This is a genomic window from Enterobacter sp. R-25 (assembly GCF_049913205.1).
Taxonomy (GTDB): domain Bacteria; phylum Pseudomonadota; class Gammaproteobacteria; order Enterobacterales; family Enterobacteriaceae; genus Enterobacter; species Enterobacter ludwigii.
Window position 1 is genome coordinate 1,330,792 of sequence record NZ_CP183982.1, and the last position, 12,342, is coordinate 1,343,133.

The following is a 12,342-nucleotide window of genomic DNA, read 5'->3' on the forward strand; positions in this document are numbered from 1 at the left end:
TTTAACTATTGGTAAGTAAATCGTTAACTTTTTTGTAACTTACTTACGGCGGAAATGTAAATATTCACTAAATGGATGAAAATAACTGGTCTGATGAGTAGTAAAATTACAAACAAAGCGGTATTATTTTAGCCAGATCACAGATTTCAAATTTTCCGGAGCATGTTTCCGGCCAACTATAGGGGAGAAAATATGGATCTTTATAAAGCGTATCCGGCTCATATCGTTTTCATGCGTCGCACTTTCGCCGTAGTGGCTGGCGTGCTGGCCCTGCCGGTGATGCTCTTCTGGAAAGACCGCGCACGTTTTTATAGCTATTTGCACCGCGTCTGGGCCAAAACCAGCGAGAAGCCGGTGTGGATGGATCAGGCCGAGAAAGCGACCTGCGATTTTTACTGATACGAAGACGACACACAGCAATAAAAAAAACCGCCTACAGCAATGTGGCGGTTTTTTTTATTCCTCAGGGTCCGCGGTCCGTTGGGCCGTTTTTGGGCTCTCGTCAGAGCGTGTGTCCACCGACTTATCACCGGTGGTGAACGGTGGAGCGGTTAGCAGCAGGGGCCGCATGATGAAACGCTCTTTTTGCATTGCGTTCATTGTCGCCAGCGTACTCGTGGTAAGACGTGATGAACCGACACTGTTTATTGCTTTTACCATGATGGCGCAGGACACGTAGCGTTAAGGCCGCCCCGGGCGGCCTTTTTTATTTCATCGCGTCTACACTTCATGGCAAAGTAGATAAAAGCCAGCCGCATTTTCTCTTTAGTGGCATGGCCTTACGGACATAATGGATAATTGCCAGGAGTTTTATGCCCACCCATCTGGTTTGGTTTCGCGCGGACCTGCGCGTACATGACAATCTCGCCCTTGCGGCTGCCTGCCGCTCCCCGGAAGCCCGCGTGCTGGCGGTGTTTATCGCCACCCCCGGGCAGTGGCAGCAGCATGCTATGGCACCACGCCAGGCGGCTTACCTCAGCTCACATCTGAATGGCTTGCAGTGTTCGCTTGCCGAAAAAGGGATCCCGCTCATTTATAAAGAGGTCAGTGACTTCTCCGCACAATGCCAGGCCGTGCAGGCGATCTGTGAGCAGTACGCTGTCACCCACCTTTTTTACAACTATCAGTACGAATTCAATGAACGTCAGCGGGATCGTCAGCTGGAGAAAATCCTGCAGGATGTAGAGTGTCAGGGTTTTGATGACAGCGTCATGCTGCCGCCGGGCAGTGTCATGACCGGCAACCACGAGATGTATAAAGTCTTTACGCCGTTTAAAAATGCCTTCATTAAAAGACTGAAGGAGGCACTGCCGGAATGCGTGGCTGCACCCACCGTGAGGGGAGAGGCCATAACGGAGATACCCCAGCGGGAGTTTGACTATCCGCAACAGGCGTTTGATGAGACTCTGTTCCCGGCTACCGAAAAAAACGCTATCGCGAAGCTGCGCCAGTTTTGTAAAGCGGGGGCTGGCGATTACGACGCGCGCAGGGATTTTCCCGCGACAGAGGGCACCAGCCGTTTATCGGCCTGTCTGGCACTGGGTGTGCTCTCTCCGCGCCAGTGCCTGCATCGTCTTCTGGCGGAACAACCGCAGGCATTGGACGGGGGGCCCGGCTCCGTCTGGCTTAACGAACTTATCTGGCGCGAATTTTATCGCCATTTGATGACGTATCACCCTGATTTATGTAAGCATCGTCCGTTTATACCTTGGACTGATAACGTAAAATGGCAACACAACGAGAGCCACTTACAGGCCTGGCAGAAAGGCGAAACGGGCTTCCCGATTGTTGATGCCGCGATGCGCCAGCTCAATGAAACCGGATGGATGCACAATCGGCTGCGAATGATTACCGCCAGCTTCCTGGTGAAGGATCTGCTTATCGACTGGCGTGTCGGGGAGCGGTATTTTATTTCTCAGCTGATCGATGGCGATCTGGCGGCGAATAACGGCGGCTGGCAGTGGGCGGCGTCCACTGGAACCGACGCCGCGCCCTATTTCCGTATTTTTAATCCTGCCACGCAGGGACAAAAATTTGATGCAGACGGCGAGTTTATCCGCCGCTGGTTGCCCGCGCTGAGCAATGTCCCTGCAAAAGCGATCCACGACCCGTGGGCATGGGCGGATAAACAGGGTGTGAAGCTCGATTATCCCCGTCCGATTGTTGACCATAAACAGGCGCGTGTCGCCACGCTGGCGGCGTACGAGGCCGCCCGCAAAGCTTAAGAGAGTGATGATGAAAAACAGCGAACTGGAAAGCCTGATTAACGAAAAACTGAACAGCGCCTCCTTCAGCGATTACGGCCCGAACGGCCTCCAGGTTGAAGGACGCGAAACGGTGCAGAAAATTGTCACTGGCGTGACGGCAAGCCAGGCGCTGCTGGACGAAGCCGTCCGTCAGGAAGCGGATGCCGTTATTGTCCATCACGGTTATTTCTGGAAAAACGAAGCACCGATCATTCGCGGTATGAAGCGAAACCGCCTGAAAACGCTGCTGGCAAATGATATCAACCTGTACGGTTACCATCTGCCGCTGGATGCGCACCCGGAGCTGGGCAATAACGTACAGCTCGCGCAGCTGTTGGGGATTACCGTCATGGGTGAAATTGAGCCGCTGGTGCCCTGGGGAGAGCTGGCCATGCCGGTGCCCGGCCTGGAGCTGGCTTCCTGGATTGAAGCGCGTCTGGGACGCCGTCCGCTCTGGTGCGGTGACACCGGTCCGGATACGGTGAAGCGGGTTGCCTGGTGTACTGGTGGTGGTCAGGGCTTTATTGACAGCGCGGCACGCTTTGGTGTCGACGCCTTCATCACTGGAGAAGTGTCCGAGCAGACCGTCCATTCGGCGCGTGAACAAGGTCTGCATTTTTACGCGGCAGGTCACCATGCCACCGAGCGTGGCGGAATTCGCGCCCTCAGTGAATGGCTGACCGAAAATACCGATCTGGATGTCACGTTTATTGATATCCCTAACCCGGCCTGATGAGAGGTATCTGAGTGCAGCGAGCGCGTTGTTATCTTCTGGGCGAAACGGCAGTGGTTCTGGAGCTGGAACCGCCAGTGACCTTTGCCACGCAAAAGCGTATCTGGCGGCTAACGCAGCGCCTGGCCGATGTGCCGGAAGTGGTTGAAGCGATTCCGGGTATGAATAACATCACCGTGGTGCTGCGTAATCCGCATACGCTGGCGCTGGATGCTATTGAACGTTTGCAGAGCTGGTGGGAAGAGAGCGAGGCGCTGGAGCCGGATTCCCGGACAATTGAGATCCCGGTGGTGTATGGCGGCGAGCATGGACCCGATCTTGGCGTAGTGGCGGAACACTGCGGATTAACGGAAAAGCAGGTGGTTGAATTGCACGCCTGCGTTGATTACGTGGTCTGGTTCTTAGGTTTCCAGCCGGGCTTCCCCTATCTGGGGGGGCTCTCACCGCAATTGCATACGCCGCGTCGCGCCGAACCCCGCCTGAGCGTGCCGGCGGGCACGGTGGCTATCGGTGGTGAACAGACCGGCATTTATCCTCTGACGTCACCGGGGGGCTGGCAGCTTATCGGGCATACGTCCAGGCCGTTATTTGAACCAGGGCAGGAGGTTCCCATACTCCTTCGTCCCGGCGATACTCTGCGCTTTATCCCGCAGAAGGAGGGGGTATGTTAACGCTGATTCGCGCCGGGCTTTACACGTCCGTACAGGATGCCGGCCGCTTTGGCATGCGTCAGTCGGGCGTGAGCTACTGTGGTGCGCTGGACAGGCCTGCGCTGGAGATTGCTAACGTGCTGGTGGGCAACCCTGGCAGCACGGCGGCACTCGAAATTACGCTTGGCCAGTGTGTGATTGAATTCGGCGAGGAGACCTGGTTTGCCTTAACCGGGGCCGCTTGTGACGCCGAGCTGGATGGCAAAGCGGTCTGGACAGGCTGGCGGCTGCGGGCGAAAGCCGGGCAGCGTCTGACCCTTAAACGTCCTGTGCACGGCGTGCGAAGCTATCTTGCGGTCGCAGGAGGGATTGATGTGCCAGAGGTGCTGGGTTCATCCAGCACCGATCAGAAAGCCGGTATTGGCGGTCATGAAGGGCGCCTGCTGCGTGACGGCGATCGTCTGGCGGTTAAACCCTCAACGCGCCACTTCTCGACGGCCCAGGGGGTAAAACAGCTGTTATGGACCAACCAGATCCGTGCCTTACCGGGGCCGGAATATCAGGAGTTCAATGAAGTCGCTCAGGAGACGTTCTGGCGTTCGCCGTGGAAGATCAGCCCGCAAAGTAACCGTATGGGATACCGCCTGCAGGGGCAGCCATTGACCCGTACGACAGATCGGGAATTGCTCTCACACGGTTTATTGCCTGGCGTCATTCAGGTGCCGGGTAACGGTCAGCCGATCGTGCTGATGAACGATGCGCAAACCACGGGGGGATACCCGCGTATTGCCTGCATTATTGAAGCGGATCGCTACCATCTGGCGCAAATTCCTCTCGGACAGCCGATTCATTTTGTGCAATGTTCGCTGGAGGAAGCGCTGAAGGCACGCCAGGATCAGCAGCGTTATCTGGAACAACTGGCATGGAGGCTCGATGGCAAAGATTGATTTAAACGCCGATCTGGGTGAGGGCGGAAGTGCCGATGCTGAACTGATGACGCTGGTCTCTTCGGTCAATATTGCCTGCGGGTTTCACGCGGGTGACGCGCAAACCATGCTGGTCAGCGTGCGTAATGCGATTAAGCACGGCGTGGCGATAGGGGCACATCCCAGTTTTCCTGACAGGGATAATTTTGGCCGCACGGCAATGGATCTCCCTCCTGAGACGGTGTATGCCCAGACGCTCTATCAAACGGGCGCGCTGGAGGCGATTGTGCGTTCCCAGCAGGGCGTGCTGCGCCATGTGAAACCCCACGGCATGCTCTACAATCAGGCGGCCAAAGATCCGGCTCTCGCAGATGCCATTGCCCGCGCGGTGCGGGACTGCAACCCGCAGCTCATCCTGGTGGGGCTGGCGGGGAGCGAGCTTATTCGTGCGGGACAGCGGCTGGGGTTAACCACCCGTCAGGAAGTTTTTGCTGACAGAGGGTACCAGCCGGACGGCAGCCTGGTTCCCCGTTCACTGCCCGGTGCGCTTATTACCGATGAATCACAGGCGCTGGCGCAAACGCTGGCGATGGTATGTGAGGGGTCGGTAAAGGCAATTGATGGTTCAACGGCCAGAGTCCAGGCGGATACGGTGTGTTTACACGGCGATGGTGAGCATGCGCTGCAGTTTGCACGCCGCTTACGGGCGGCCTTTGCGGAGCAGGGTATTCTCGTGAGTGCATGACATAACGATAAGGACAGAAAAATGCCTGAAGGCCCGGAGATCCGCCGTGCAGCGGATAGCCTCGAGGCGGCGATAAAGGGCAAACCGCTGACGGATGTCTGGTTTGCTTTTCCTCAACTGAAACCGTTTGAAGCCCAGCTGGTGGGGCAGACGGTGACGCACATTGAAACGCGCGGCAAAGCGCTGCTCACGCATTTCTCCCATAACCTGACGTTATATAGCCATAATCAGCTGTACGGCGTTTGGCGCGTGGTGAAGGCAAACGAGCAGCCGCAAACAACCCGCGTGCTGCGCGTCAGGCTACAGACGGCAGACAACGCGATTCTGCTCTACAGCGCGTCCGATATCGAAATGTTAACGCCAGAGCAGCTGCTCACTCATCCGTTCCTGCAGCGCGTCGGGCCGGATGTGCTGGATATGAGCCTGACCCCGGGCGAGGTGAAAGCCCGTCTGGTGTCACCTCGGTTTCGTAACCGACAGTTTTCCGGACTGTTGCTCGATCAGGCGTTTCTGGCTGGATTAGGAAATTACCTGCGGGTGGAAATCCTCTGGGAAGTGGGCATGGCGGCGCAGCATAAGGCATCGCAACTCAGTGATGAACAGCTGGAGGCGTTATCCCACGCGCTGCTGGATATCCCGCGCCTGTCGTACAACACGCGTGGCGTGGTGGATGACAACAAGCACCATGGGGCATTGTTCCGCTTTAAGGTGTTTCATCGTGAAGGGAAGGCGTGTGAGCGGTGCGGCGGGTTAATTGCGAAAACCACGCTGTCGTCGAGACCGTTTTACTGGTGTCCGCACTGCCAGAAATGATCTCAGGTTGAGGAGTAGGTCTTGCGATATTGCAAAGGTGTTTTCCCCATATTTTTGCGAAAGCAGGTAATAAACCAGGCGTACTCTGAGAAGCCAACCTGACTTGCAATCTCACGCACCGACGCGCTGGTATGCAACAACAACTCACAGGCCTGGCGTATACGTCTCATCATCAGATATTCCTGGATCGTCCCGCCGGTTTCATCGTGAAACCGGCGAGAAGCATGCCCGCGGGAACATCCCATAGTCCGGGCGATCTCTTCCAGCGAGCAACGCTGATGAAAGCGGGTTTCAATCCAGCGAATGATATTAGCCGAAAAAGTATTCTGACCGGTGGCTTGTTCCTGATATGGCAATAGGCTGATCAGTTGCATCACCAGAAAGGCGGTGTCGCTGATGCTGAAGGTGTCGCTTTTCATTAGCGCTTCAAAGCGTCCCAGCACGTTTTCGATGACGGGCTGCACCTCCAGAACGTCAAATACCCGCGCTTTTTCCCCGCGGCCGCAGAGCTGGCGAAGCAATTTTTGCTGTCGAGGAAAATCGCGTAAGTAGTGCTCAATCGCCGAACCGTTAAAATGCAATGTTGTGCGGTGGTAAACGTTCCGTTCATCCTGCTCGACATAGATCTTATGCAACTTACCCGGAGGGAAAATAAAAATACGTCCGGGTTTGACCGTATATTGCTGATGCTCCATCAAAGCGATCCCCACTCCCTGAGAGACCGATAAAATCTCAACACATTGATGCCAGTGGTAGTAGTTTGCTGGCATATCTTTCATGCGATTAAAGTAAACCGATCTTTCTGTAAGGTTGATATGTTCGAGATAGCTACTGTCTTCTGAACGCTGCATGCCAGGCCCTTGACGACGTCGGAGGAGAGAGGTGAATAAACTTAAACTTTTATCATCTTAACCAAATTTTCCCGCCGGAATTGCAGTCAATGTTGTTCTTTATCACTCGTCCTGTTTAAAAATAAGACAATTATCACATTTGTCTGTTCATCTTACTCCTTATGATGCCCCAAAATCATCAAATGAAACGGGGTTTCATTATGCAAGGAAGAGACAAATATTGTGATGTAGCACGGGAGTGGATCGCCGCTGCCGTATCTCGTCTGATTCGGGAAAACACGCGGTTGCATATTGGGGAGACAGCAGCGCAGTACTCAGCTGATATTGCGGGTGTTGAAGGATTTGCTCGACTCCTGTGGGCCTTTGCTCCCTTGTTGAGTGGGGGCGAGGCGCAGACGTACCGGGACACTTTTCTGCATGGCATACGATGCGGTTGCGATCCTGAACATCCGGACTATTGGGGGGATCTTACTGACAACGATCAGCGCTGCGTCGAAATGGCGGCATTTGGACTTGCTCTGGCTTTACCGGATACGGGGCTATGGCAAGCATTGTCGGCAATAGAACAGGACAATCTTGAACGATGGCTGCGCCAGAGCGCTGAGATACGGATCCCGGACAATAACTGGCATTTCTTCCCGGTGCTGGTACAGGTTGGTCTGAAGCGGGCAGGACGTCATTACGACATGATGGTGATCAACAAACATCTGGATGCAGTCGACAATTTCTGGCTGGGTAATGGCTGGTATTCTGACGGTGTCGGAAAACCGCGAGATTACTATATTTCCAGCGGCTTCCATTTTTATAGTCTGCTGTATAGCCACTTTATGGAGGATGTTGATCCCACGCGCTGCCAGCTTTACCGCCAGCGGGCACGTCAGTTTGCGAACGATTATGTGCACTATTTTACATGCGACGGGAATGCCATTCCGTTTGGGCGCAGCCTGACCTATCGCTTCGTACAGGGTGCCTTCTGGAGTGCGGTAGCCTATACCGGACTTGATGTCTTTACGCCTGGGATCGTAAAAGGGTTGATCGTTCGGCACCTCAATTGGTGGATCGTTCAGCCCTTCATCGATCATGACGGATTATTTACCCTTGGTTATACCTACCCGAATCTGGTCATGACCGAGGACTATAACAGTCCGTGCTCACCTTACTGGGCATGTAAAGCGCTGCTGGTTTTGGCGCTGCCGGAAGAGAGCCCATTCTGGCAAGCCAAACCTGCTCCTCTCCCTGCGCTTGAAACTATCCACCCGATTAAAGAGGCCGGGCAAATCATCGTCCATGCTGATGAGAACCGGCACGCATGGATGCTGATGTCGGGGCAGTACGATCGCAATAACTTCGTCAACTTCGACTCTAAATACGCGAAATTTGCCTATTCAAGCCATTTTGGCTTCACGCTTGCGCGTGGAGATCGCCTGAATCATGTGGCATGTGATTCGATGCTGATGTTTAGCGAGAAGGATAACCGCTGGCGCGGACGTCAAGAATGTACCTCTGTTGAAATGTTCGATAACGGGATCCGCAGTACCTGGCAGCCCTGGTCAGATGTGCATGTCACCACCTGGCTCATTGCGCATGAGCAAGGTCACGTCCGGCTTCATCGGGTGGAGACCCGACGCTCGCTTGACTGCGTGGAGGGGGGATTTGCCGTCAACGGCCATTTGCTTACCGAAACGCATCTCTCAGCTAATGAGGTCACGCTCATTACTTCGTCAGGGGCTAGCCAGATTGCAGATCTTCTCTGTGAGCGACGAGCGATGACCGTCACGACGCCACCGAACTGCCATATTTTACACGCCTCCCCGGGGGAGATCCCTTGCCTGGTTTCCTCGCTGGAGCCGGGTACACATTGGCTCGTATGCGCTGTCGCGGCAACGTTAGCCTCTTTCCTGCCGTCACCGGTGACGCCGGTCTTCGATAGGCAAAACCAGATGCTCACGCTGAACCACAAAACCCTACACATAAAATAACTGGCGCACCCGATACGCGTGCGGAGAAAAAACATGAATCCTGTTCAATCAACACGTTCGGCTTATATAAAGCTAAGCCTCTTTGTATTTCTCTTTACCTTTACCTGGGCTGCCAGCTTCGGTCTCTATGCAATCTGGCTGGGGGATAAAGCGGGGTTAGACGGTATTGAAATTGGTACCGTGTTCGCTGTAAACGGTGTCTTTGCCGTAATTTTTAAGCCTGTGTATGGCTATATCATGGACAAAATGGGCATGAAGAAACATTTGCTCTATTTTGTCTGCGCGGTTTCCGCTCTGATGGCACCGTTTTTTATCTGGTGCTATTTGCCGCTTTTGCAGACGCATTTCATCAGCGGAATGATTGTGGGTGCTCTGTTCTTCAGCCTCGGCTGGTATGCGGGTGTGGCAGCGGAAGAGTCTTATGTTGACCGCTTCAGCCGGTTATATGACATGGAGTTTGGTCGTATCCGTATGTGGGCGGCACTCGGTTGGGCCACTGCCTCCTCATTTTCAGGGTATCTCTATAACATATCCCCAAAGATAAACTTTGTTATCAGCAGCGGCTCCGCGGTTTGTATGTTTGCGGTGTTGCTGACACTCAAAGTCGATCATTTCGGTCAGGAAGAAAACAACGTACTGTCGAAAGAGAAAATTGTCATTGGCGATGTTTTCCAACTGTTACGTAACCGGAAATTCTGGACTTTTGCGCTCTATATCAGCGGCGTAGCATGGATGATGTTTATCGCTGAACAGCAGTTTTCCCGTTACTTCGTCACCTTCTTCAACACCAAAGAAGAGGGGAATGCCATGTTTGGCTATATGAGTACTACCCAGTCTGCTGCAGAGTTTTTCGGCATGATGCTGGTACCCACCATTATTAACCGGATTGGTGCTAAGCAGGGGATGCTACTGACCGGGTTAGTCATAAGCCTCCGATTGATCGTCTCCGGGATGACTAGCGACCCGCTCATTATCTGTCTTATCAAACCCCTGTACGGCATCGAAATCGCTTTGATTCTGGTCTCGGTGTTTAAGTACATCGCCGAGCATTTTGATAAGAGGGTCAACGCCACGATGTATCTGTTAGGCTATCAGGCGATGATCTATGTAGGGTCTATTGTCGTTGCGCCGCCAGCTGGATATGCCTATCAAACGATAGGATTCGAACGTACTTATCTGATTATGGGAATAATTGCACTGGTGTTTACGAGCATCTCTGCGTTCACCCTTTCTACCTGTTATCAGCACAAAAAGAACCGGGAACGTCCAGCCTCGGGTCAAGAAGCCCTTCATTGATACCACGAGAACGAGAAAATCATGTCTGAAAATATCCACAAAGAACCAATTATTCCCATTGTACTACGCAACGGTGAGCGTGCGGCGATTGCCAGGAAGCTCCAGGATGCCAGACTATGTATTGTCAGCGCAGTTGAGCGAAATATGCCCTTTTTTGGCGGGCGCTTTCCCGATGCGGCCTGTTGTAACGGAATCTATCCGGTGATTGATAATCAGGAATGGACCACCAGTTTCTGGACCGGGCAGTTATGGTTAGCATGGGAATGGAGCGGTAATGAGGTCTTTCGTGAGCTCGCCGGGCAGCATGTCCGCTCCTTCGGCGAGCGCATTGCAAAACGCGATCATACGAATCATCACGATTTGGGTTTTCTGTATAGCCTCTCATGTATTGCGGCCAGCAAGTTAACCGGGGACAGGCAGGCGAAATACATCGCTCTACAGGCCGCAGATGCTCTGATGGAACGGTATAATCACATTTGTGGCATCATTCAGGCGTGGGGAGAACTGGATAATCCCGATCAGCAGGGAAGGATGATCATTGATTGCAATATGAATTTGCCGTTGTTATATCAGGCAAGTCTTGCAACGGGTGATGCACGGTATGCCGACGCGGCTAAAAGTCATATTGAACAGGCGCGGCGTTATATTGTGCGTCAAGATGGCTCGACTTTTCATACCTATTATATGGATGTCAAAACAGGCCAACCGCGCTTTGGTAATACTCACCAGGGGTTCTCGGATGATTCGTGTTGGTCTCGGGGGCAGGCCTGGGGAGTGTATGGCTTCCTGCTGAATTATCTCTATACCGGTGATAAAAAGTTGCTTGAGTTGAGCCTGACTCTGGCAAATTACTTTATCAATCGACTGCCGGACGACTTCATTTGCTACTGGGATTTGGCTCTGACCGACCCGACCACCGAGCGGGACAGCTCCGCCAGTGCTATTCTCGCCTGCGCTCTGCTGGAACTGGTAAAACAGCTTCCGGTGACCCATCCGGACCGTGAGAGTTACGAGGCTCTGGGGCTAAAGATAATTGACAATCTTATTGAGTATTATCTCAATCAGACCCATCAGCCTGGAGAAGGATTACTCAAACACTCTGTTTATTATTTTAAAGGTAACGTTGGCGTAAATGAATGCTGCGCCTGGGGTGATTATTTCCTGATGGAGGCGATCACCCGGGCTACGTCTTTATGGAATAGTTACTGGTAATATCCCGCTCTTACTGTCGATAAATAATGCTTTTTATTAGGCAGGGGAGCGCTTATCTCTGTCATGGAAAAGGATAATATTGTGAATATAAATTGTGTCATATTAATAGCTGCAATAATGTTTTCCTCATTGGGTATATGTGCGAAAAATAATGATTTAGTGACTGCAGTTCCGCTAAAATCGATGCCCTTTACCACTGTCTTTTTTGCGCCACGTACTCAATACCGTACTGCCAGTGAGACATTTTTACAGCGTCTTATGTTAACGGGAGTTGTACAGGATCCAGAGAGCATACTGAAAAATCTGTACTGGAGCTTTGAGACGGATGCCGATCTTGGTAAGCACATGGATCAATGGAAGAGTAGCTACCAGGAAGCGGAGTTCAATAAACCTTTCCCGTTAGGTTCAACCGCATTCTGGCTGGAACCTGGAACCGTATTCCACTGGGAAGACGCAGGGTCGCGCATCGATCCTTATATTGGCATTGGATATCATTTTGACCCGACCCTGGGGGCAGTGCTTCGCTATCGTTATAATCACCAGAATCATGATAGCAAGACGCTCCATGGCGACTGGGATGACTCTTCTGAACATCGCGTGGATATTTATCTGACGAAATATTTTACACCAAATTTCTGGGTGCAATATAACCCTACATATTATAGCAAAACCCATTCAGATGAATTTGTGTATGCAAATGGTAAAAACCATACCCTTCAGCATAACGTTGTGTTTAATTTTCATACATCACCGCGATTCTACCCTTTCTTTGAACTGGGTTATCTTGATGAATATAAAGACGGGGATGACACGAAGAGCGAATACCAGATCCGCATAGGTTTTAAATATAATTTGAACTAATAAAAAACGCGCCCAAGGGCGCGTTTTTTA

General features: G+C 52.6%; 12 protein-coding genes. 11 read left to right on the forward strand and 1 reads right to left on the reverse strand.

Annotated features, from left to right (window positions below):
- The first annotated feature begins 192 nt into the window (after positions 1–192).
- The 7 genes from ACN9MQ_RS06305 to nei all read left to right on the forward strand — a co-directional run bounded on the left by ACN9MQ_RS06305 (position 193) and on the right by nei (position 6,113).
- On the forward strand, positions 193–399 hold the full coding sequence (locus ACN9MQ_RS06305; RefSeq protein WP_014883027.1) for a YbfA family protein: 207 nt from the start codon (positions 193–195) through the stop codon (positions 397–399).
- Positions 400–812: 413 nt separating this feature from the next.
- Positions 813–2,225, forward strand: a complete 1,413-nt coding sequence (gene phrB / locus ACN9MQ_RS06310; protein WP_148576468.1) for a deoxyribodipyrimidine photo-lyase — start codon at positions 813–815, stop codon at positions 2,223–2,225.
- 10 nt (positions 2,226–2,235) lie between these two features.
- Positions 2,236–2,979, forward strand: a complete 744-nt coding sequence (locus ACN9MQ_RS06315) for a type 2 GTP cyclohydrolase I (RefSeq protein WP_086532787.1) — start codon at positions 2,236–2,238, stop codon at positions 2,977–2,979.
- A 14-nt stretch (positions 2,980–2,993) separates the two neighbouring features.
- Positions 2,994–3,650, forward strand: coding sequence for a 5-oxoprolinase subunit PxpB (gene pxpB, locus ACN9MQ_RS06320; RefSeq protein WP_426021307.1), 657 nt, complete (start codon positions 2,994–2,996; stop codon positions 3,648–3,650).
- Positions 3,644–4,576: a 5-oxoprolinase subunit PxpC gene (pxpC, locus tag ACN9MQ_RS06325; RefSeq protein ID WP_078774861.1), complete on the forward strand. Its 933-nt coding sequence runs from the start codon at positions 3,644–3,646 to the stop codon at positions 4,574–4,576. Before pxpB ends, pxpC begins: the two co-directional genes overlap by 7 nt.
- The gene (gene pxpA, locus ACN9MQ_RS06330) at positions 4,563–5,300 is read left to right on the forward strand and encodes a 5-oxoprolinase subunit PxpA (protein WP_020884969.1); all 738 of its coding nucleotides are present in this window, start codon (positions 4,563–4,565) and stop codon (positions 5,298–5,300) included. Before pxpC ends, pxpA begins: the two co-directional genes overlap by 14 nt.
- 21 nt (positions 5,301–5,321) lie before the next feature.
- Positions 5,322–6,113, forward strand: coding sequence for an endonuclease VIII (gene nei / locus ACN9MQ_RS06335; protein WP_410377483.1), 792 nt, complete (start codon positions 5,322–5,324; stop codon positions 6,111–6,113).
- Between the two features lie 2 nt (positions 6,114–6,115).
- On the opposite strand, the gene ACN9MQ_RS06340 is transcribed toward nei, so the two are convergent.
- The gene (locus tag ACN9MQ_RS06340; RefSeq protein ID WP_251884253.1) at positions 6,116–6,964 is read right to left on the reverse strand and encodes a helix-turn-helix domain-containing protein; all 849 of its coding nucleotides are present in this window, start codon (positions 6,962–6,964) and stop codon (positions 6,116–6,118) included.
- A 200-nt stretch (positions 6,965–7,164) separates the two neighbouring features.
- Between ACN9MQ_RS06340 and ACN9MQ_RS06345 the strand changes: the two genes are divergently transcribed.
- From ACN9MQ_RS06345 to ACN9MQ_RS06360, 4 genes are all read left to right on the forward strand, one after another.
- Positions 7,165–8,943 (forward strand): DUF2264 domain-containing protein, encoded by a 1,779-nt coding sequence (locus ACN9MQ_RS06345; protein WP_426024727.1) that lies wholly within the window; start codon positions 7,165–7,167, stop codon positions 8,941–8,943.
- 33 nt (positions 8,944–8,976) lie between these two features.
- Complete coding sequence (locus ACN9MQ_RS06350; RefSeq protein ID WP_410377481.1) at positions 8,977–10,239, forward strand: oligosaccharide MFS transporter; 1,263 nt, start codon at positions 8,977–8,979, stop codon at positions 10,237–10,239.
- A gap of 21 nt (positions 10,240–10,260) precedes the next feature.
- Positions 10,261–11,451, forward strand: coding sequence for a glycoside hydrolase family 88 protein (locus ACN9MQ_RS06355; RefSeq protein ID WP_410377480.1), 1,191 nt, complete (start codon positions 10,261–10,263; stop codon positions 11,449–11,451).
- 63 nt (positions 11,452–11,514) lie between these two features.
- The gene (locus tag ACN9MQ_RS06360) at positions 11,515–12,312 is read left to right on the forward strand and encodes an oligogalacturonate-specific porin KdgM family protein (RefSeq protein ID WP_079231268.1); all 798 of its coding nucleotides are present in this window, start codon (positions 11,515–11,517) and stop codon (positions 12,310–12,312) included.
- Positions 12,313–12,342 lie beyond the last annotated feature (30 nt).